Origin of the sequence: Ancylobacter lacus, assembly GCF_018390635.1 — a bacterium.
GTDB classification, from domain to species: domain Bacteria; phylum Pseudomonadota; class Alphaproteobacteria; order Rhizobiales; family Xanthobacteraceae; genus Ancylobacter; species Ancylobacter lacus.
Genome location: NZ_JAHBGE010000072.1, coordinates 132,823 through 154,063 on the forward strand (window position 1 = coordinate 132,823; position 21,241 = coordinate 154,063).

Annotated in this window: 20 protein-coding genes; 4 read left to right on the forward strand and 16 right to left on the reverse strand. The window is 69.3% G+C overall.

Annotation, left to right across the window (positions count from 1 at the left end; genetic code table 11):
• Positions 1-163 precede the first annotated feature (163 nt).
• Both KHC27_RS17765 and KHC27_RS17770 read right to left on the reverse strand, forming a co-directional pair.
• Positions 164-1,288 (reverse strand): extracellular solute-binding protein, encoded by a 1,125-nt coding sequence (locus KHC27_RS17765; protein WP_246520044.1) that lies wholly within the window; start codon positions 1,286-1,288, stop codon positions 164-166.
• Between the two features lie 188 nt (positions 1,289-1,476).
• On the reverse strand, positions 1,477-2,451 hold the full coding sequence (locus KHC27_RS17770; protein WP_213340727.1) for a lytic transglycosylase domain-containing protein: 975 nt from the start codon (positions 2,449-2,451) through the stop codon (positions 1,477-1,479).
• A 457-nt stretch (positions 2,452-2,908) separates the two neighbouring features.
• Between KHC27_RS17770 and KHC27_RS17775 the strand changes: the two genes are divergently transcribed.
• From KHC27_RS17775 to KHC27_RS17790, 4 genes are all read left to right on the forward strand, one after another.
• Positions 2,909-3,637, forward strand: coding sequence for a TerC family protein (locus KHC27_RS17775; protein ID WP_213340728.1), 729 nt, complete (start codon positions 2,909-2,911; stop codon positions 3,635-3,637).
• A gap of 140 nt (positions 3,638-3,777) precedes the next feature.
• Entirely contained in the window at positions 3,778-4,464 is a 687-nt protein-coding gene (locus KHC27_RS17780) for a sulfite oxidase-like oxidoreductase (protein WP_213340729.1), read from the forward strand.
• A gap of 241 nt (positions 4,465-4,705) precedes the next feature.
• Entirely contained in the window at positions 4,706-5,503 is a 798-nt protein-coding gene (locus KHC27_RS17785; RefSeq protein WP_213340730.1) for a CbbQ/NirQ/NorQ/GpvN family protein, read from the forward strand.
• Between the two features lie 8 nt (positions 5,504-5,511).
• The gene (locus KHC27_RS17790) at positions 5,512-7,809 is read left to right on the forward strand and encodes a nitric oxide reductase activation protein NorD (protein ID WP_213340731.1); all 2,298 of its coding nucleotides are present in this window, start codon (positions 5,512-5,514) and stop codon (positions 7,807-7,809) included.
• 16 nt (positions 7,810-7,825) lie between these two features.
• On the opposite strand, the gene KHC27_RS17795 is transcribed toward KHC27_RS17790, so the two are convergent.
• The 14 genes from KHC27_RS17795 to KHC27_RS17860 form a co-directional block, all read right to left on the reverse strand.
• On the reverse strand, positions 7,826-8,683 hold the full coding sequence (locus KHC27_RS17795; protein WP_213340732.1) for an urease accessory protein UreD: 858 nt from the start codon (positions 8,681-8,683) through the stop codon (positions 7,826-7,828).
• Entirely contained in the window at positions 8,680-9,336 is a 657-nt protein-coding gene (gene ureG, locus KHC27_RS17800) for an urease accessory protein UreG (protein WP_213340733.1), read from the reverse strand. Before ureG ends, KHC27_RS17795 begins: the two co-directional genes overlap by 4 nt.
• 5 nt (positions 9,337-9,341) lie before the next feature.
• Complete coding sequence (gene ureC, locus KHC27_RS17805) at positions 9,342-11,051, reverse strand: urease subunit alpha (RefSeq protein WP_213340734.1); 1,710 nt, start codon at positions 11,049-11,051, stop codon at positions 9,342-9,344.
• 20 nt (positions 11,052-11,071) lie between these two features.
• Positions 11,072-11,764 carry an urease subunit beta gene (locus tag KHC27_RS17810; protein WP_213340735.1) on the reverse strand — a complete coding sequence of 231 codons (693 nt, stop codon included), beginning with the start codon at positions 11,762-11,764 and terminating at the stop codon, positions 11,072-11,074.
• 12 nt (positions 11,765-11,776) lie between these two features.
• Positions 11,777-12,511, reverse strand: coding sequence for an urease accessory protein UreF (locus KHC27_RS17815; RefSeq protein WP_213340736.1), 735 nt, complete (start codon positions 12,509-12,511; stop codon positions 11,777-11,779).
• 3 nt (positions 12,512-12,514) lie between these two features.
• Entirely contained in the window at positions 12,515-13,006 is a 492-nt protein-coding gene (gene ureE / locus KHC27_RS17820) for an urease accessory protein UreE (protein WP_213340737.1), read from the reverse strand.
• Positions 13,007-13,119: 113 nt separating this feature from the next.
• Complete coding sequence (locus KHC27_RS17825) at positions 13,120-14,160, reverse strand: aliphatic amidase (protein WP_213340738.1); 1,041 nt, start codon at positions 14,158-14,160, stop codon at positions 13,120-13,122.
• A 44-nt stretch (positions 14,161-14,204) separates the two neighbouring features.
• Positions 14,205-14,900 (reverse strand): urea ABC transporter ATP-binding subunit UrtE, encoded by a 696-nt coding sequence (gene urtE, locus KHC27_RS17830; RefSeq protein ID WP_213340739.1) that lies wholly within the window; start codon positions 14,898-14,900, stop codon positions 14,205-14,207.
• Positions 14,900-15,676, reverse strand: a complete 777-nt coding sequence (urtD, locus tag KHC27_RS17835) for an urea ABC transporter ATP-binding protein UrtD (RefSeq protein WP_213340740.1) — start codon at positions 15,674-15,676, stop codon at positions 14,900-14,902. Before urtD ends, urtE begins: the two co-directional genes overlap by 1 nt.
• Positions 15,673-16,824, reverse strand: coding sequence for an urea ABC transporter permease subunit UrtC (gene urtC, locus KHC27_RS17840; RefSeq protein WP_213340741.1), 1,152 nt, complete (start codon positions 16,822-16,824; stop codon positions 15,673-15,675). The genes urtD and urtC overlap by 4 nt, the downstream gene beginning before the upstream one ends.
• Position 16,825: 1 nt before the next feature.
• Complete coding sequence (gene urtB / locus KHC27_RS17845; protein WP_213340742.1) at positions 16,826-17,719, reverse strand: urea ABC transporter permease subunit UrtB; 894 nt, start codon at positions 17,717-17,719, stop codon at positions 16,826-16,828.
• A gap of 69 nt (positions 17,720-17,788) precedes the next feature.
• A complete protein-coding gene (locus tag KHC27_RS17850) occupies positions 17,789-19,045 on the reverse strand; it encodes an ABC transporter substrate-binding protein (protein WP_213340743.1) in 1,257 nt (418 codons plus the stop codon).
• A gap of 266 nt (positions 19,046-19,311) precedes the next feature.
• Positions 19,312-19,920, reverse strand: a complete 609-nt coding sequence (locus tag KHC27_RS17855) for an ANTAR domain-containing response regulator (protein ID WP_213340744.1) — start codon at positions 19,918-19,920, stop codon at positions 19,312-19,314.
• A gap of 4 nt (positions 19,921-19,924) precedes the next feature.
• Positions 19,925-21,097: a transporter substrate-binding domain-containing protein gene (locus KHC27_RS17860; protein ID WP_246520045.1), complete on the reverse strand. Its 1,173-nt coding sequence runs from the start codon at positions 21,095-21,097 to the stop codon at positions 19,925-19,927.
• Positions 21,098-21,241 lie beyond the last annotated feature (144 nt).

The window sequence follows — 21,241 nt, forward strand, 5'->3', positions numbered from 1 at the left end:
AGAGGGTCCTGACGGGGCCGCGCGAGCCGGAATGGCCGGCAGGGCCGGGACCGTCCCGACCGTGCCCATCTGCGCAGGAAAGGCTGTGGGGAGGGCGCCCGGGGCGGTCGACCCCGGGCGGAAGGTGCGGCGTGGGCGGCGGCAGGGCGCCGCCGGCCCGGCCTCAGGCGTTGGTCAGCTTCTCGACGTATTCGGCGCGCAGCTTGGCGTAGAAGTCGGTCTGCATCGGCCACCAGAACAGGTTGTCGATGGTCCCGGCGGGATAGGCAGCCTTGAAGGCGTCGGCGGCTTCGTCGGAGAGGTACTGGTCGGCGCCGGCGGCGCAGGTGTTGTAGCCGGTGGTGTTGGCGAACTTGGCGCCGTTCACCGGGTCATAGAGGAAGTTCACGAAGGCGTAGGCCTGCTCGACGCTGGCGGCGCCGGCGGGGATGCCGAAGGTGTCGGTCCAGGCGAGACCGCCTTCCTTGGGCATGCCGTAGGCCCACTTCTTGTCGGTCTTGCGGTGCAGCAGGATGCCGGTGGTGTCCCAGGTCTGGCCGATGGTGCAGCCGGCATCGGTGAAGGCGGCGGTCGCCTCGGTGGCGTTGTTCCAGTAGGCGCCGATGTTGCCCTTGTGGGCGACGATGAACTTGAGGCAGCCCTCGAACACGCGGCGGGATTCCGCCTCGGACTTGTAGAGGTCGAGGCCGCGGTCGGACTTCAGCTCGCCGGTGGCGTCGAGATAGAGCGCAACGCCGTTGAACACCGACTTCTGCCGGATGGCGGTCTGCTTGGGGTTGCCGGCCAGCCACAGGTCGGCATAGGAAATCTCGCCGGACTTCTTGTTGAACTTGCTGGAATCCCAGGTGATGCCCTCGGTGCCCCAGTCGAACGGCACGAGGTAGCGCTTGCCGCGATAGGACGCGCCGAGGCTGATCGAGTTGCGGTAGATCGAGGGAACGACCTGCGCGACCTTGAACCTGGCTTCGTCGATCGGCTGCAGCAGGCTGTCCTTGTAGTAGTTCGGGCCGGTGTCGACCGACGGGAAGATCACGTCGAAGCCCTTGCCGCCGGCGGCGCGCAGCTTGTTCTCGCACTCTTCGTTGGAGCCGTAGGTCGACAGGTTCACCTTGACGCCGGTGGCGTTGGTGAAATCGGCGACCAGGGTATTCTTGTCGAAATAGTCGCCCCAGGCATAGACGTTGATGGAGCCGGACGAGGCGAGGGCGTCATGCGCGCGGAGCACCGCCGGAGCGGCCAGGGCGAACGCGCCCGCCTTCATGAGATCGCGGCGGGTAAAGCGGGTCATCTGAGCCTCCCAGAACATTATTCCACCCCAAAGCAGGCGGAGCGACCCCGCATCTAGTCGGGGCCAATGAATGAACGATGACACGGCTTTCGTCGCGGCGACAGGCGGTGTCGCGACCAGACAGGACAACCGTCGGTTATATTCAACATCATGACGGGCGCTTGTGAATCGCTGCAGTGCACGCGCGGTCAGCTCGGCAGCACGATGCACGCCCCGCCCGCCCGGCGGAGGCTCTGGCACAGCCGTTCGGCGGCCTCGCGGGTGGGCTGGCCGACCCGGACCCGGTAGAACACCCGCGAGCCGCGGAAACGCAGCCGCTGGCCGATGATCATCGGCTCGGTGCCTTCGAGGACGGCGGCATAGCGACGCTGGGCCCGCTGATAGGAGGCGAGGGCCCGTGCTTTTGAGAAATTACCGGAGAGCTGTACGCCCCACGGCGCGCTGACGCTGGCGATCTCCTCGGCGATCTCGCCGCCGCCGGTGCGCAGCGCCGCGGTCACGGTGAGGCAGTCGCCCGGGCCGGCGGGCGGTGCCGCCGTGACGGTTTCCGCCAGCGCTTTTTCGTTGGACTCATCGACGCCCGCCCGCTCCTGCCGGCGCTGGTCGGCCCATGCCTCGGCCTCGCGCCCGGTGATGAACAGGACATAGGCCTGCGTCTCCAGCGGCAGCGCGCCTTGCCCCGCCAGCCAGCGCTCCACCCGCGCCGCGCCCGCATTGTAGGCCGCGGCGGCGAGGCCGAGATTGCCGAAACGCGCGCGCAGCTCCGCCAGCAGCCGCGCGGAGGCGGGCAGCGCGCTTTCCGGGTCGAACGGGTCCGCGAGCCCGCGCTCGCTGGCGGTGCCCGGCATGAACTGGGCGATTCCCTGTGCGCCCTTGGGGCTGACGGCGTCGGTGCGGAAGGTGCTCTCCCGCCAGATCAGCCGGGTGAAGAAGTCGCCGGGCAGGCCACGGGCCGCCGCCGAGGTGTCGACGATGCGGCACAGCGCCTCGATCACGGTCTCGGCGCGCGCGGGAATCCGGCTCGGCTCCCCGGCGGCCGGCCCCGCCGCCAGCGCCGCGCACAGGACGGAGGCAAGAGCGGCGCGCCGTGGACGACGACGGTGCCCCCGCGAGATCGGCGGGGCCTCGGGAACGCTGGAGGGGAGCGGAACCTGGCAGGGCATGCGGCGTTTGTGGCTGTCGGAGCCGGAAGGGTGGGCGCGCGGCGTCGGGCCGGACGAGAGCCGACATCCTAGCCGAGCCGGGCGCCACATGCAGCCGCGCGCTCGACGGCGACAGGATGCCCGCTCCGGCCGTGCCGGGCGACGTCTTGTCCGATCAAAGGCGCCCCGCCGTGAGCGCCGACGTTATCATCGTGCCTCTTGCCGTTCTGCGCGGTCGAATCTAAATAGAGACACCCGATCCGGGCCCCTCTGACGCGAGCCAAGCCGGCGTTTGCGTGATGTCGGATCTCTTCCCGACGTTGCCCGCCGGCTGAGAGAGAATGGCCTCGTGTCCCTGCTTTGCTTGCCACATTTCCGCGTGATCCCCGCGCGGGCGATGTTCACGCGCCCCGGCGGGAGCGCGCCCTGCGCACGCCTTTCCGCACCGCTTCGTCAGACGTCTTCCGCGGAGTGATCGATGGACTACCTGCTTCAGCTCGCCGCGGACCCCGCTGCCTGGGCCGCGCTCGTCACGCTCATCGCCATGGAAGTGGTGCTGGGCATCGACAACCTGCTCTTCATCTCCATCCTGACCAACAAGCTGCCCGAGCACATGCGCCGCCGGGCCCGCCGGATCGGCATCGGCCTCGCCCTCATCATGCGGCTCGGCCTGCTGAGCACGGTGGCCTTCATCGTCCAGCTCACCGAGCCGGTCATCGAGCTGTTCGGCCGCGGCTTTTCGTGGCGTGACTTCATCCTGATCGCGGGCGGCCTGTTCCTGGTGTGGAAGGCGACGAAGGAAATCCACCACAGCATGGAGCCGCACGAGGCCGATACCGGCGTCGGGCAGGTGGTGCAGATGACGTTCGGCGCGGCGATCTTCCAGATCCTGGTGCTGGATCTGGTGTTCTCGGTCGACAGCATCATCACCGCGGTCGGCATGACCGATCACATCCCGATCATGGTGATTGCGGTCGTGGTCGCGGTGCTGTGCATGCTGCTGGCGGCCAATCCGCTGGCCGAGTTCATCAACCGCAACCCGACCATCGTCATGCTGGCGCTGGGCTTCCTGCTGCTCATCGGCACCACGCTGATCGCCGAGGGTTTCGGCGCGCATGTCTCCAAGGGCTACATCTACACCGCCATGGCCTTCTCGGCTGGCGTCGAGGCCCTGAACATGATCCAGCGCCGCCGCCGCGGCCACTGACCGCGACCGTCGCCGCCCGCTCCCCGGCGGGCGGCGCCGTGCGTTCGCGCAACACGACGTGCCACCCGGTCCCAGGGATTGCGTGCATGCCGGCCGCGGGATGCTAAGCTTCGGGGCCGCCGCCCTTCACGGAGCCCTCCATGGCCGATGACGAGACCGCCCCCACCGCGCCCGGACTGCCGGAAGACAGCAAGCTGACCACCACCAAGCAGCGCTGGGCCCGCGAGGGCCGCTTCCTCACCGGCCGCGTGACCCGCCCGGACTCCGATCGCCTGCCGCCCGGCCAGCATCTGGTGCGCGACTGGCCGGTGCTGGACCTCGGCCTGCAGCCGGCGATCTCGCGGGTGCAGTGGCGGCTCGACGTCACCGGCCTCGTCGAGCATCCGGTGTCGTGGAGCTGGCAGGAATTTCTCGACCAGAAGCAGACGAAGCTCGTTACCGACATGCACTGCGTCACCACCTGGTCGCGCTACGACAATGGCTGGGAGGGCATGCTGGTGCGCGACCTCCTCGACATCGTCATGCCGAAGCCGGAGGCGAGCCATGTGATGATGCACTCCTACGACGGCTACACCACCAATGTCGCGCTGGAGGACTTCGGCGCCGAGGACGCGCTGCTGGTGCACAGCTGGGAGGGGGCGCCGCTGGCCCGCGAGCATGGTGGCCCGGTGCGCGTGCTGATTCCGCACCTTTATCTCTGGAAGAGCGCCAAGTGGGTGCGGCAGATCGAGTTCATGGCGGCGGACAAGCGCGGGTTCTGGGAAGAACGCGGCTACCACAACCACGCCGACCCCTGGACGGAGGAGCGCTATTCCGACGACGAATGAGGCGCCTCGGGCTGTTGCCTCGGAGCCTCCGACCATGTCGGCCTGAGTTCCCGCCATCGCCTCCAGCGCCGTCGCCTCTTGCACCGCGGCAACGCTTCGACCATCATCCCCTCGATAGCCGCCGCACAGTGTCGTGGGCGGCGCTGGCATCGCAGCCTCGCATCGGGCCTCACCGCCCGAGCGGGGTTTTTTTGTGCCTTCCGTCCACCTCGCGCCGGACATCCGGCACACGGAGCCGAGCATGAGCCTTGATCATTTCAGGATGGCGGAAGAACCTTTCTACACGCCGGTCGCGGGTGAGATCGCGCTGTTCGAGGCGGCGTTCCACGAGCATGTCCCGCTGATGCTCAAGGGCCCGACCGGCTGCGGCAAGACCCGTTTTGTCGAGCACATGGCCTGGCGGCTGCGCCGGCCGCTTGTCACCATCGCCTGTCATGAGGACATGACCGCGGCGGATCTCGTCGGGCGCTACCTGCTGGAGGCGGAGGGTACGGTGTGGCGCGACGGGCCGCTGACCGAGGCGGTGCGGCACGGCGCCATCTGCTATCTCGACGAGATCGTGGAGGCGCGTCAGGACACCACCGTGGTCATCCACCCGCTCACCGACGAGAGGCGCGTCCTGCCGCTGGACAAGCGCAACGAGCTGGTCGCCGCCCATCCCGACTTCTTCCTCGTGATCTCCTACAACCCCGGCTACCAGAGCGCGGTGAAGGACCTGAAGGAATCGACCAAGCAGCGCTTCGCCGCGATCGATTTCGGCTATGCCGAGCCGGCCCGCGAAGCCGCCATCGTCGCGCAGGAGGCCGGCATCGCCGTGGAGGTGGCGGAGAAGCTGGTCCGCATCGCCATAGCGTCGCGCAATCTCGGCGGCCATGGGCTGGAGGAGGGTGCCTCCACCCGCACCCTGATCCGCACCGGCAAGCTGGTTGCGCGCGGCATCGCCCTCGCCGATGCCTGCGACATGGCCATCGTGGCGCCGCTGACCGACGACCGCGACACGCGCGGGGCGCTGCGCTCCGTCGTCTCCGCCTGCCTGTGAGGGCGGCGATGGCAGCGGCCATGCCCGAGGCGGCAGCCGACACCGCCGCCGCGATGCGGCTTGAACGGCAGCTAGGCGGCCGGCCGGAGCTGGCGGCGCGCTTTGCAACGGCGCGCGGGCGGGTTCGCCGTGCGCTCGGCGCCACCGTGGAAGACGTGTGGGCGCTGCGGGTGCGGGCGCTTTATGAGGTCAATGCCGGCCCCGCCGTGCTCGCGGCGCTGTACGAGCTGGAGGCGCGCCTCCTGCCCGGCGCCGAGGCGGAAACCGTGTTCGCGCTGTGGGACAACGCCCGGGTGCTCTGTCGTCATGCCGGCGCCCGCGCGGCGTTGGCGGCGCTGGCGGCGGTCGGCAGCGGGCTTCCTCATGGCGGTACGGGAACCGGGGAGGCGGCGCGGCTGGCCGCGCTGGCGGGCCTTGCCGCGCGGGCGCCCGACGCGGTGATGCCGCTGCTGGAGGTGTTCGACGAGCTGGCGCGGACGCTGGACCCCGCCGGCCTCGCCGGCTGGATCGGCGACGGCCTCGCGCTTCATCCCACCGACCGCCGCCGGCGCGCCGCCTATTTCCGTCTGATCGATCCGCTTGCCCGTCTGCGCCTCGCCGAACGCGCCGGCGCGGTGCGCTACGCCCCGCATGAGGAGCGGCTGCGCCGCCTCACCCGGGCGTTGTTCGGTTTCGAACCGCAGGTCCACCTCGTCGCGGAGCCCGCGTTAAGCCGCACCCGTCTGGCGGGCGGGCTGCTGCTGATGCCCGCACGTTTCGACGGGCTGGGTGGAGCGGACGCGGCGCGCTTCTTCGAGGCCGCCATGCTGCACGCGGCGGCCCACCGCGCTTTCACGCCGGCCCTGTTCGCGCCGGCCGGGATGAAGCCGGTGCAGCGCGCGCTCGTTGCCCTGCTGGAGGACGCCCGGGTGGAGCGGCTGGCGGTGGCCCGGTTTCCCGGGCTGGGCCGGTTGTGGCGGGGCTTCCACACCGTGCCGGCCTCGCCAGCGCAGACGATCCCCTCGCTGTTCGCCCGGCTCGCGCGCGGCCTTGCCGACCCGGCCTATGAGGACGGCGACGGCTGGATCGTCAAGGCGCGCGACCTGTTCGAGCGCGCATTCGCGCGGGAGCCGCAGCGGCAGGGTTTCGTTACTGAGATCGCCCGGATCCTCGGCCATGATCTCGGCCAGCTCCGCATCCCCTTCGATGGCCGCAGCTACCGGGTGGAGCCGGCCTATCGCGACGATGGGCTCGGGCTGTTCGACCAGGATGAGGCCGACCCGTCCGCCACCGAGCGGCTGGAGCTGACGGTGGAGGCGGCCCGGCTGCGGCAGGAGGAGAGGGAGACGGCATTCCCCGACCCGCCGCCCGAGCCGCCGGAGACGACATCGGCCCGGCCCCGGCCCGCTCCTCCCGCGGACGAGCCGGGGGAGATTCTGGCGCTCTACCCCGAATGGCACCCCGCCCTGCGCGCCGACCAGCCCGACCATGTCACCGTGCGGCTCTACCCCGCCGTCACCGTCACCGCGGCGGCGCTGGAGGATCGGCTGCAGGCCTCCCGCAGTGTCGGCGCGCGGATCGGCGCGCTGGTCCGCCGTGCCCGTCTCGGCCGGCCGGACCGCCTGCGCCGACGGCTGGACGGCGAGGAGATCGACCTCGAGGCCGCGCAGGATGCGCTTCAGGCGCTGCGGGCGGGCGTCATGCCGGACCCCCGCATCCATGCGTTGAAGCGCCGGCAGGGGCGCGACGTGGCTCTGTTGCTGCTGCTGGATGTGTCCCAGTCCACGGCGGACCCGGTGCCGGGCGAGGGCGAGACGGTGCTCTCCACCGCGGCCCTGTCGGTCGCGCTGCTGGGGCAGGCGCTGGATGGGCTCGGCGATCCCTTCGCCGCCCTGGCTTTCGCCTCCAATGGGCGCAGCGATGTGCGCATCACGCCGGTCAAGAGATTCGCCGAGCGCTGGACCGAGGCGCTGCCGCGGCTGGCGGCGCTGCGGCCGGCCTATTCGACCCGGCTTGGCGCCGCCATCCGCCACGGCGCCGCCGTGCTGGCACCGCAGGCCAGTCACCGCCGGGTGCTGGTGGTGGTGACCGATGGCGAGCCGTCGGACATCGATGTCGAGGAGGAGGGCTACCTCGCCGCCGACGCGCGGCGGGCGGTGGTGCAGGCGCGGGGAGAGGGGCTCGATGTGTTCTGCGTCGCCCTGGGGCCGGCGGCGGACCGCGCCGGGGCGGCGGTGTTCGGACGGCGCAACACCTTCGGCGTCTCCCGCGTCGCCGAATTGCCCCAGCGGCTCGCCGGTCTTTATTTCCAGCTCACGGTGCGGTGAATCCGGCCGGCGCGGCTCATTTGCGCCGTCGCGTCGGCGCGATGCCGAAGCGCTCGGTGAAGACGTGGGCGAAAACCGCCTCCTGCGCGCGCTGATGCATCGCCCCATCGGTTGCCAGCAGCCGGAGCCCGGCCCCGCATCCACCCGGCAGCAGGCTGGCCCCGGCAAGGCTGCCGGTTGCAGTCGCGGCATCTTCCCAGCTTTGCAGGGTGGCGGAGGACACTTGTCCAAGCCAGAGCGCGCTGGCCGCCACGCGGTGGCCGTGGAGCGGCCCGTCGGCCCGCGCGAGGTCTGGCCCGGCGATGCGCTGGCGGTCGCTGAAGACCAGACATCCGTCGCGATGGATATCGGTGCGGGCGCTGTAGGCCATGGGAGCGCCGCTCGCGCGCGCCTCCTCCTGTCCGCCCGTGCGTCGCGCAGGGTCGTGGAGCAGCAGGCCCTCCGTCAGCAGCGCCTCGGCGTCGCCTTGCAGCCGGATTTCCAGACGGGTCTCGCAGGCCGCGCCGGGAAACAGGATCTGCGGGTCCGGGGTATAGGCGAGGAAGCCGCCCGGCTCGACCTCCAGCAGCAGCCGCATCCGTGCCGGCTGGCCGCGGTCGCCATGAACGATGGTCGAGGCCTGCGTCGTCAGGTGGAGGGCGGCGCCGCGCCCGACCCGCACCCGCAGCGTCAGGTCCTCGCCGGCATAGAAGCCGCCGGAAGAGGACTGGATGTAGAGCGTCGCCACCTCCGGCCGTGCGGGGTCCAGCGCGAAGGGGCGGGTGAGGTGGAAGGGATAGGCGACATAGCGCGCCACCAGCCGGCTGGCGGCGTCGCGCCGCTCCACCGCGATGTCGAGTTCCGGGCGGCGCGGCGGCGGCAGGTGCGCGTTCATCGGCGCAGCAGCACCGCATCGGCGATCGCATCGGCGACCTGATCGATGTTGAGGCCGGCACGGCAGGCGGTGGCGACCAGCGGCCGGCCGCCGCGCACGTGGCGCGCCTCCTCCAGCATGACGTCGAGATCGACGCCGACATGGGGGGCGAGGTCGACCTTGTTCACCACCAGCAGGTCGCATTGCAGCACGCCGGGCCCGCGCTTGCGGGGAATGTCACCGCCGCCGGCAACGTCGATGACGAAGATCCACCAATCCACCAGGTCGAGCGAAAAGGTGGAGGCGAGATTGTCGCCGCCGGATTCGATGATGACGAGGTCGAGCTCGGGAAAGCGGGCGTCGAGTTCGTCCGCGGCGAGCATGTTCAGCGTGGGATCCTCGCGGATGACGGTGTGCGGGCAGGCGCCCGCCTCGACCGCCAGCACGCGCGCGGGATCGATGATGCCGCTGCGGCGAAGGCGCTCGGCGTCCTCCGCGGTGACGAGGTCGTTGGTGACCACGGCGACCGAGACGCCGCGCGCCTGCAGCACCGGCAGCAGCGCCTCGATGAGCGCGGTCTTGCCCGAGCCGACCGGCCCGCCGATGCCGATGCGGGCGGCATTGGGAGGGGACATCGCAGGCGCTGGGGAAAGGCGGGGGGACAGGGCGTTCATCGGGCTCACCTCAGCATGTAGCGCTGCGTCAGCGGCAGCCGGGTGGCGGGCTCGCAGGTGGCGAGCACGCCGTCGACGAAGACGTCGAAGGTGGAGGGGTTCACCTCGATCGTCGGCAGCGCGTCGTTGCGCAGCATGTCCGCCTTGGTGAGCGTGCGGGTTCCCCGCGCCGGCAGCAGCCGCTTGGTGAGGCTGAGCTGGCCGGCGAGCCCGTCCTCGATCGCGAAAGGATGCACGAAGCAGGCGGAGAGCGCGCGGGCGGCGCCGGCGAAGGCGCCCCATTGCGGGCGCAGCGCCAGAGGCTCGCAGGTCATCAGCGAGGCTGCGCTGTCGCCCATCGCGCCCCAGGCGATGAAGCCGCCCTTGATGACCAGCTCCGGCTTGACCCCGAAATAGGCCGGCCGCCAGACGACGATGTCGGCCATCTTGCCGTCCTCCAGCGAGCCGACATGGGCGTCGATGCCGAAGGTCCGCGCGGCGTTGATGGTGTATTTGGCGATGTAGCGGCGTATGCGCTCATTGTCGCCGAAGGTGGCTTCTTCGGGCAGGCGGCCGCGCTGGTCCTTCATCTTCGAGGCGAGCTGCCAGGTGCGGGTGATCACTTCATGGATGCGGCCCATGCCCTGGCTGTCCGAGCCGAGCATGGAGATGGCGCCGAGGTCGTGCAGGATATCCTCCGCCGCGATGGTCTGCGGGCGGATCCGGCTCTCGGCGAAGGCCACGTCCTCCGGTATGGCCGGGTTGAGGTGGTGGCACACCATCGTCATGTCGAGGTGCTCGTCGAAGGTGTTCACCGTGTAGGGGTTGGTGGGGTTGGTCGAGGAGGGCAGGCAGTGCCCGAAGCCGGCGACCCGGATGATGTCCGGCGCATGGCCGCCACCGGCGCCCTCGGTGTGGTACATGTGGATGGTGCGGCCGGCGATGGCGGCCATGGTGTCTTCGAGAAAGCCGCTCTCGTTCAGCGTGTCGGTGTGGATCTGCACCTGGAAATCGAGGTCGTCCGCCACCTTCAAGCAGGTGTCGATCGCCGCCGGCATGGAGCCCCAGTCCTCGTGCAGCTTCAGCCCGAGGCAGCCGGTGCGCATCTGCTCCACCAGCGAGGCCGGGCGGTGTGAGTTGCCGCGGCCGAGGAAGCCGAAATTGATCGGCCACGCCTCGCTGGCCTGTAGCATCTTGCCGACATTGAACGGGCCGCCGCAGTCGATGCCCACCGTGATCGGGCCGAGCGAGCCGCCGATCATGGTGGTGATGCCCGCGGCGATGGCGTGCTCGCAGAGCTGGGCGCTGTCGAAATGGACGTGCACGTCGATCGCGCCGGCGGTGGCGATCATGCCTTCGCAGTCCCGCACCGTGGTGGCGGCGGAGACCTGCAGGCGCGGGTCCACGCCGTCCATGATGGCGGGATTGCCGGCCTTGCCGAGCCCGACGATGCGGCCGTCGCGGATGCCGAGGTCGCCCTTGACGATGCCCAGCACCGCGTCGATGACGAGGACGTTGCACAGGAGCATGTCGAGCGCGCCCTCGGCGCTGGTCAGCCCCGCGACTGTGCCCATGCCGTCGCGCAGGGTTTTGCCGCCGCCGTGCAGGCATTCCTCGCCATAGACGGCGTAGTCCTTCTCCACCACCGCGACCAGCGAGGTGTCGCCGAGGCGGATGCCGTCCCCGGTGGTGGGGCCGTACATGGCGGCGTAGTCGGCGCGGCTGATGCGGGCCATGGCGGGTTTCCTCGTCTGGTTCAGGCGCCGCGGAAGCCGGCGCGCCGCGCCCGCTCGAGCGCAGCGGGAGCGGCGGCGGGGTCGGTCGGGCCTTCGGTCAGGGCATTGAGACCCGTGACCTCGCCGCGTCCCCCGAAGGCCACCAGCGACACCTCGCGCGACTGGCCGGGCTCGAACCGCACCGCGGTGCCGGCGGGAATGTCGAGCCGCAGGCCGAAGGCGACGGCGCGGTCGAAATCGAGCGCTCGGTTGGCCTCGAAGAAATGGAAATGGCTGCCGACCTGCACCGGACGGTCGCCGGTGTTGACGACATGGAGCCGGGCAGTACGGCGGCCGGCATTCAGCTCGATCTCGCCGGGCGCGGCGATGATCTCTCCCGGCACCCGGTCGGCGACGGCGTGGCCGGCGGCGGGGCGGATCGGTTCGTGCACCGTCACCAGCTTGGTGCCGTCCGGAAAGGTCGCCTCGACCTGGAGGATGGGGAGCAGCGCGTCCACTCCCTCCATCACATCGGCGGTGGTCAGCAGGCTGGCGCCGAGCTCCATCATCTCGGCGACGCTGCGCCCGTCCCGCGCGCCCTCCAGTATCTCGTCGGCGATGAGGGCGGTGGCCTCCGGCGCGTTCAGCCGACAGCCGCGGGCGCGTCGCCGCCGGGCAAGTTCCGCCGCGGAGAAGATGGTGAGACGTTCATACTCGGTCGGGGTCAGCAGCATCAGCGGGTCTTCTCAGTTGGAGAACAGCCGCAGCGGCAGGCGGGCCTGTCGCGCGGCGGCAATCTCGGCATAGGGGGAGAAGCCGGAGGGCTCCTCGTCGGCGGCGACGGGCCGGCTTACGACGTCCGCCACCCGCCCCAGCAGCACCGGCATCAGCGCCTGGGCGCCGAGCGCGCCGACGAGGCCGAGCCGGGTCGCGGCCGTCAGCCCGCCGGCGACGAGCTGGTAGCCCGCCAGTGCCGCCGCTTCGGTTTCGTCGAGCCCGGCGCGGCGCCACAGCAGGCCCTGAATGGCCGCGAGGGTTCCCGGCGCGGCGCCGGAAGCGATGCGGCCCCGGTAGGCGCCGGCACCGGGCGTGCCAAGGCGCAAATGGGCCGCGAGAAAGGCGGCACCGTTGCGCCGCGCGCCCCGCCGCAGCGTCTGGCTGAAGGTCGAGAGATCGAGGTCGCGGTCCAGCGCGGCGACGGCGTCGAGCGCACCCTCGTCCATTGCCGTGTCGGCGCCGTCATCGTCTGCCGCCGCGCCGCCGGTGCCTGCCGCGCGGTGGCAGCGCACCAGCGTCACCCGCTCCGCCGGTCCCCAGCGGTGGCTGATCTGCTCGTCGAGAAAGGCGGCGACCGCGTCAGCGTCCGGCGTCGCGCCGCGAAGGGGGGCGAGGCCCTCCAGACCCTGCGAAAAGGCGAAGCCGCCGCCCGGAAAAGCGGAATCGCCGAAGCGCAGCGCGGTGAGCAGGCCGGCCGTCTTCATGGCCTACGCCTCGTCCGCCGCGTCGACCGGCGTCACCCGGCCTTCGGCGATCAGCTCGCGCACGCGGTCGAGATAGGCGGCGGGGGGGCCTTCGAGCGCGATCTCGATATCACCTCCGGCGAAGCGCACCTTCCAGTGCAGGTTGCCCGCGGCATAGCCGAGGGCGAGGGCATCCGGCAGCGAGGCCGGGCGCAGCCGCAGCCAGGCCTGCTCCAGCGCCCGCACCACGATGGCCCGCCCCGGCTCCAGCAGCAGCACGGCGCCGTCGAAGAGCTGTTCGCTGCGCGGCAGGGCGACGAGGCAGGCGGTGCCGCGGTCGGTGACGACGCGCAGCCGGCGCCGCGCCATGTCGCGGGTCTCGATCCGCACGGTCTCGACCATGCCGTCATGCTCCATGTGGTGCAGGCGGTGGCCGAGATCGTGGTCGAGCCGGGAGCCGACGATGGAGGAGACCAGCACGGCGTGTTCAAGGGGCGGGTTCGGCTGCAGCGTCATGGCGCCGGGACTCCTTTGCTGGGTTCAGGCCCGTGCGCCGGCCCGGGTGCTGGGCGGGCGCGGTCCTGCGGCGGCGGGTGGCGGCCCGCCGCCACCTCAGGACGTTCGCGGCGTCAGCGATGGCCGGCGGCGACCTTGGTCGGAATGCCCTCGATCGGGCAGTCCTCGACGCCCGGCGCGCTGCGGGTCAGCGCCTCGACCATGTCGCGCGTGCCTTCCGGGTCGTCGGCCCACTGCTTGTAGAACTGGAAGGGCAGGGCGCAGGTGCCACGGACATCCTCGCCGGAATTGATCATGCCGGTGTAGCCGCGGTGCAGCAGCTTGTAGAGGTGGTTCTGCGCCTGACCCTTGGTGCGCGCCTCGCGGATGAGCGGGAGGGAGAGCTGGGCGTACTGGATGCCGTACTCCTCCTCGCCGCATTCGCCGAGGGTGCGGCCGTCGAAGCCGACGATCGCGGAACGGCCGAAATAGGTATAAACGCCATCGAAGCCGGCGGCGTTCGCCACCGCCACATAGACGTTGTTGGCCCAGGCCATCGCCTTGGCCATCGTCACCTGCTGTTCCTTGGCCGGGTACATGTAGCCCTGGCAGCGCACGATGAGCTCCGCCCCCTTCATCGCGCAGTCGCGCCAGATCTCGGGGTAATTGCCGTCGTCGCAGATGATGAGGCTGACCTTCATCCCCTTCGGGCCTTCGGAGACATAGGTGCAGTCGCCGGGATACCAGCCCTCGATCGGCACCCAGGGCATGATCTTGCGGTATTTCTGGACGATCTCACCCTTGTCGTTCATCAGGATGAGGGTGTTGTAGGGCGCCTTGTCGGGGTGCTGCTCGTGGCGCTCGCCGGTGAGCGAGAACACGCCCCAGACGCCGGCGGCGCGGCAGGCCTCGGCGAAGATCTCGGTTTCCTCGCCGGGAATCTGCGAGGCGGTCTCATACATTTCGGCGGCGTCGTACATGATGCCGTGGGTCGAATATTCCGGGAAGATCACGAGGTCCATGCCGGGCAGGCCCCGCTTCATGCCCACCAGCATGTCGGCGATCTTCCGGGCATTGGCGAGAACCTCGGCCCGGGTGTGCAGACGCGGCATCTTGTAGTTGACCACCGCGACGCCGACCGAGTCCGCGCTCGACGTGATGTCTCCGTGATGCATGGGGGTTCCTCCTGCAGGGCGCTGCTGCGCGCGTTGGATAAGGTTCAGACGGCGATGTGCCGGTGGATGAGGTCGTCGGTGAGCTGGTCGATCGGGCCGCTGGCAACGGCGCGGCCCTTCTCCAGCATGGCGAAATGGTGGCCGGCGGACCGGGCGAAGGCGACGTTCTGCTCGACGAGGACGATGGTCAGGCCCTCCTCGGCGTTCAGCCGGACCACGATGTTCTGGATGTCCTCGACGATGTTGGGCTGGATGCCCTCCGTCGGCTCGTCGAGCAGCAGCACGCTGGGCTCGGCGGCGAGCGCCCGGGCGATGGCGAGCTGCTGCTGCTGGCCGCCGGAGAGAACCCCGCCCGGCCGGTCGAGGTTCTCCATCAGATAGGGGAACAGGCGCGGCACCAGCGGCGGGATGCGACCGCTTCGGCCGCTCGTCGCGAAGCCCCCCATCAGGATGTTCTCGCGGATGGTGAAGTCCGGGATGATCTGGCGTCCCTGCGGGACATAGGCGATGCCGGCGCGGGCACGGCGGAAGGTCGGCTCGGCGGTGAGATCGCGCCCGCGCAGGGCCACCCGGCCGGCGATGCGGTCGGTCAGCCCCATGATGGTCTTCAGCAGCGTGGTCTTGCCGGTGCCGTTGCGGCCGACGATGGCGGTGATGGCCCGCTCCGGCACGACGAGGCTGAGCCCGTGCAGGATGTGGCTGCGGCCGTAGAAGCTGTCGACCCTGTCCAGCGTCAGCATCAGCGGATTCCCTTGGCGCCGAGATAGGCGGCGCGCACCTCGGCATTGGCCTCGATGTCCGCCACGCTGCCCTCGGCCAGCACGCGGCCGAGATGCATGACCGTGATGCGGTTCGCGATTTCCTTGACGAAGGCCATGTCGTGCTCGACGACCACCAGCGTGTGCCGGCCCCGCATCGCCTTGATGATGGCGGCGGTCTTCATGGTTTCGGCCTCGGTCATGCCGGCCGTGGGTTCGTCGAGCAGGATGACCTTGGGGTCCTGCGCCATGAGCATGCCCAGTTCGAGCCACTGGGTTTCGCCATGGCTGAGGCTGCCGGCGTCGTCCTCCTGGCGCGTCACGAGGCCGACCTGATCGAGGATATCCTCCACCCGCCGGGTCTGCGCCGGGGAGAAGCCGAGCCGCAGATTGGCGAAGACGCCCGGGTTACGGCAGGCCGCCACCTCGAGGTTGCGGCGCACGGTGAGGTCGCGGAACACGCTGGGGATCTGGAACTTGCGGCCCAGCCCGGCCTGGGAGATGCGGTGCTCCTCCAGTCCGGTGATCTCGCGCTCGCCGAGGAACACCCGGCCCGCGGTGGGCAGGGTCTTGCCGGAGATGAGGTCCATCAGCGTTGTCTTGCCCGCGCCGTTGGCGCCCAGCAGCACCCGCAATTCGCCCGCCTCGACGACGGTCGACACCGTGTCGACCGCGCGGAAGCCGGCAAAGTCGACCGTCAGTCCGTCTATGGTCAGGGCGGCGCCGGAGGCGGGGGCGCCGATCGGGTTCTGGATCATGCCCGGCCCCTTTCCTCGGCGGCGGGGATCGGGGCGGCGTGCGGGCGCGCGCCCTCGCTGCGTGCCACGAGCCAGTCGCGCAGACCCGCGGCGAGGCCGGCGAGGCCGCGCGGGAGAAACAGCACCGCGAAGACGAAGGCGAGGCCGATGACGACGCGCCAGGCTTCCATCAGCGCCGGGGTCTCGGAAACCGTGGCCTCGATCATGTTGATGAGGATCGCGCCGATGCAGGCACCGAGGATGGAGTTGCGCCCCCCGACCGCCGCCCACACCACCATGGTGATGGAGAAGGACAGGTCCATGAAGGTCGGAGACGCGAACTCCGAGGCCATCACGTAGAGCATGCCGGCATAGCCGGAGATCGCCGCGGAGGCACAGAAGAAGAAGGTCTGGTAGCGCGGCACGTCGAAGCCGAGGAACCGGGCGCGGCGGTCGTCGTCGCGGATCGCCTGGAGGATCAGGCCGGAGCGGGTCTCCACCAGCAGCCGGGCGCCCACCAGCACCAGCGCGAGGCTGATGGCGACGAGGTAATAGGTCTGCGGCATGTAGGGATCGAATTCGAGCCCGAGGACGGTGAGATAGCCGAGATCGGTCAGCCCGTTGAAGCCGTTGGTGAGCGGCTGGGCCTGCACCAGCAGCAGGCGCATCAGCAGCACGACGGACAGGGTGATGATCGACACGAACACCCCGGAGATACGCTTGCGGAATACCACCATGCCAAGCCCGAAGGCGATCGCCACCGGCGCCACGATCCCCATGGCGATGCCGAACCATGGGCTCTGGAACGGAATCCAGAGGAACGAGCCCTTGGTGATGCAGCAGAGCTCGGTGGGTGCCCCCGGCTCCGCGTTCCACAGCATGAAGTCCGGGATCGGGGTGTCCGATCCCTGGGCGAGGCTGGTGGCGCTCGCCAGCTTCAACGACATCGCGATGGCGTAGGCGCCGAGGCCGAAGAACAGGCCCTGGCCGAGATTGAGGATGCCGGCATAGCCCCACGACACCGCGATGGCGGCGCCGAGCATGCCGAAGACGAGGTATTTCGACAGCCGGTTGAGCCAGAACGGATCGAACACCAGCGGCGCGGCGAGGATGAGGGCGATGAAGGCGACATAGGTCGCGGTGTTCAGCCCGGATTTGGTGAGCCGCATCTCAGCGTCCCTTGTAGGAGAACAGCCCCTTGGGCTTCCAGACGATGACCGCGATGACCACCGCGAAGACCACGGCGCGGGCGATGATGTCGTTGCTCACCGCGGCGGTCAGGCCGTTGATCTGGCCGAGAATGCCCGCCGACAGGATCGACCCGACCAGGCTGCCGACGCCGCCCATCACCACGACGAGGAAGCCGTCCACCACCATCGGTGTGCCCATGTCGGGGAACACCGTCTTGAACCCGGCCATCAGCACGCCGGCGACACCGGCGAGGCCGGAGCCATAGGCGAAGGCGAGGGCGTTGATGCGGTTGGTGTCGATGCCGCAGGCGGCGGCCATCTGCGGGTTGCGCATGATGGCCCGCAGCTGCATGCCGATGGAGGTGCGGTACATCAGGAACCAGGTGAGAGCTGCCAGCAGCAGCGACACCAGGATGATGAAGGAGCGGTAGACGCTGATCTCCGAGCCGGCGACCGAAAACACCCCGCCGAGCCATTCCGGCAGGCTGACATTCTGCAGCCCCGGCCCGAGCCCGGCTATGGTGATGCCGGCGAAGGCGAGGCCGAAGGACAGCCGGACCGCCTGCTGGATGAGGATGGCCACGCCCCAGGTCGCCAGCAGCGTGTCGAGCAGCCGTCCGTAGAGCCGCCGGACCACCAGCCGTTCGATCGCAAGGCCCATGAGCGCGGTGACGAGGAAGGCGACCGGCATGGCGGCGATGAGGCCGAGCCCGAGATACAGGCTCGTCATCACCGCCGTATAGGCGCCGAGCATCACCATCTCGCCATGGGCCATGTTGATGACCCCCATGGCGCCATAGGTGATGGCGAGGCCGAGCGCGACGAGCAGCAGCACGGAGCCGAGGCTGAGGCCGATGAAAATGGTGTCGAGCATGCGAGCGGAACTCCGCGGCGGCGACAGGGGAGAGGGCGGCCGGCGCGTCGGGCCGGCCGCCATGGCGGCTCAGCCCTTGAGCTTGGCGGCGTCGAGACCGGCGGGGGTGCAGAACAGGTTCTGCTGGGTCTCGCCATAGGCCACATAAGGCAGCGGGAAGACCGGCTCGGGATAGGCGTCGACGATCTTGCCCTGGCCGTCGGCCTGCCACTGGGCGATGCGCGGGGTGAGCGCGGTGTGCAGGTTTTCCTTCTCCACCGTCACCTTGCCGCCGGGCGCGGCATAGCTCTGCCCGCCGATGGCGCCGAGCACGGCCGCCGCCGAGGTGTCCTTGGCGGCCTCGACCGCCTGCTTCCACAGGTAGACCTGGAAGTAGGAGGATTCGAGCGCGTGATGGGTCACGGCCTTGGGATCGTTGACGAACTTGCGGTAGCGCTCGACGAAGGCAAGGTTCGCCGGGGTGTCGATCGCCTGGAAATAGGGGAAGGAGGTGTAGCTCCCGACGGCATATTCCGGCCCCATCGCCGCGATCTCGATTTCCGAGGTCACGGTGGCGCAGATCGGCAGCTTGTCGTGGCTGAGGCCCTGGTTCTTGAACTCGCGGTAGAAGGCGATGACGCTGTCACCGACGACATTGGACAGCACGACATCGCAGCCCGAGCTCTTGATCTTGTTGACCATCGAGCCCCATTCCGAATGGCCGAGCTCCAGATATTCGTCAGCGACCCATTCCCCGCCGTTCTTCTCGATGAGGATCTTGGAGACCTTGGCCATCTCGCGGGGATAGATGTAGTTCGAGCCGACGATGAAGAATTTCTTCTTGCCGAGCGTCTTGATGATCCAGGGAATGAAGTTGGAAAGCTGCTGGTTCGGCACCGCCCCGGTGTAGACCACGTTCTTCGAGCACTCGAAGCCTTCGTAATAGGTGGGGTAGAACAGCGCGGCCTTGCGCTTCTCGAACACCGGCAGCACCGCCTTGCGGCTCGCCGAGGTGTAGCAGGCGAAGACGGTGGGGAGGCGGTCCTGGATGACCAGCTTCGAGGCCTTCTCGTTGAAGGTCTTGGGGTCGGACGCGCCGTCCTCGATCACCGCTTCGACCTGCTTGCCGAGCACGCCGCCCGAGGCGTTGATCTCGGCGATGGCCATGCGGGTGGCGTCGGTCAGGGAGCGCTCGACGATCGAGAGCCCGCCGGTCTGCGAGAACAGCACGCCGACCTTGATGCTGTCGGCGGCGGCGGCGGCGCGGCTGAAGACGGTGGGAGCGGCGATGGCTCCCGTCGCGATGGCCGCGGAGGCCGTGAGAAAATGACGACGGTTGATCGACATGGGTTTCCTCGGGGGACCGGAAGGGAGACGGCGGGACGCGCAGCCGGAACCGCGCGCCGGGGAGGGCGCGTCGGGAAATCGCGGCGCGGCGACCGCGCTGGTTGTGGCGTGTCGGGTCGACCACCCTGTCGAGCCCGGAAAAACAAAAAGCCCGGGACGCCCCCTCGGAGGGGCGGCTCGGGCTACCTAGCCAATGCGGTATGACAGCACTGTCAAAACCGCGGTGCCGAATGTTTCGGCAGGTTCAAAACTGAACGCGATTTGAGCTAACCACCGATTTTTGGCGAATGCAAGAGCTCGTTTGCGTTGATGATCGAGGTGGCGATCTCGTCCATCGAGACCCGCTTCGACATGGCCTGCTGGCGGATCGTCTCATAGGCGGCCTCCTCGCCGATGCCGTGGATCGCCATCAGGATCGCCTTGGCCTTCTGGATGCGCTGGAGGCTGGAAACCCGGCGTTCCAGCTTGTTCAGCCGCTTCTGCTGCTCCTGCTTTTCCTGCCACAGGCCGCGCGCCAGCAGCAGGTTGGTCAGGACGCCGAAGGGTCGGATGGGGCGATCCATCGCGGCAAGCACGCCGATGTCGAACAGCACTTCCAGGGTGCGCGGGTTCTCGTAGTCGACAATGGCGATGATGGCCGGCGGAATGCCCTCGACGCCGCGGGCGAGGCGGATGATGTCGGTGCGGTATTCGTGGTCGATCGACAGGAACATGACCGCCACCTTGGCGGGCACCTCGCGTGGAATCGGCCAGGCCGCCTCGGCGTGGCAACCGATACGGCGCAGGTGCTCGATCAAGGTGCGGCCGTCGGCGTCGGGCGGGTGGACGACGAGAACCGGCAAGCCCTTGAGGCTTTTCAGCGGTGGCATCGCCATGGCGTCAATCGATCTTCGCGGCTTGGGGGGCGAGGGACCAGTCGTCCAGCGCCGACGACACGAAATAGGGGTCCGGCTTCATCCGCCGGTGCGGGTCCCACACGATCTCGAAGCGCTTGGCGGCGTCGAGCCGTGCGACCCGTGGCCACAGGAAGGTGTGGTTGTTGGTCGGATCGATGGCGACCATGCCCTGCGGGGCGTCGAACTCCACCCGGGCCAATGCCTCCACGATGCGGGCGCGGTCGAGGCTGCGGGCCTGGGCGACGGCGGCGGCCACCAGATGAACCTGGAAATACGCGGCCTCGGCTGCGGCCGTCACGGGAATGTCCGGGCCGAAAAGCCGGCGATAGGCGGCGAGGAAGGCCCGGTTGCGCGCCGTCGCCAGCGTCTCGAAATAGGGCGCGGCGGTGAAGTGGCCTTCGGCCGCCGCGGCCGACATCTCCGCCACCTCCGCCTCATTGGTGGTGAGGCTGGCGATGGGGGTGCGGGCGGGATCGAAGCCGGCCCGCCGATAGGCCTCGTAGAACATGGCCGTGCCGGAGCCGACCACCGTGGAGAACACAGCGTCCGGTGCGAGCCGGCGGATCTGGTTCAGGGCCCGGTCGAAATCGGCGGGCGAGGGATCGAGCGGAACATAGATCTCGTCGAGGATCTTGCCGCGCGCCTCGATCACGAGGTCAGAAAATATGCGGTTGGATTCATAGGGGAAGATGTAGTTCGATCCGATCAGCAGGATGCGCGGGCCGTGATTTTCCAGAATATAGCGTGCGAGTGGCTGCGAGTTCTGATTCGGCGTGGCACCGGTATAGATGCAGTTCGGTGAATATTCGAAGCCTTCGTAGAGCGTGGGATAGACCAGCAGAGCGTTGCGGGATTCGATCACCGGCAGCACCGCCTTGCGGGTGCTCGACATGTAGCAGCCGAAGATGAGGCGCACGCCCTGCTCGTCGAGCAGGCGGATCGACTCGGCGCGGAACAGCTTGGGATTGGCCTGGCAATCCTCGCCGACCTCCACCAGCTCGCGCCCGGCGACGCCGCCGGCGGCGTTGATCTCGCGGATCGCGAGGCGTGTCGCCAGCAGTTGCGTGCGCTCCACGGAGGCGGTGACGCCGGTCTGCGAGAACAGGACGCCGATCGGCAGGGGGCTATCGCTCCAGACGGAGCCTTCGTCGGACATGGCAGACGCATCCATGCAAAAAAGCTCCCGCTGCGTTCCCGCAGGCGAGAGCTTCCACGCTCGTGATCGCCGCCATCGACACTGACGCCGGCACCTTCGAATAAGGCTAACCTGTGGCCAACACCATATCAAGCCGGTGCCAGG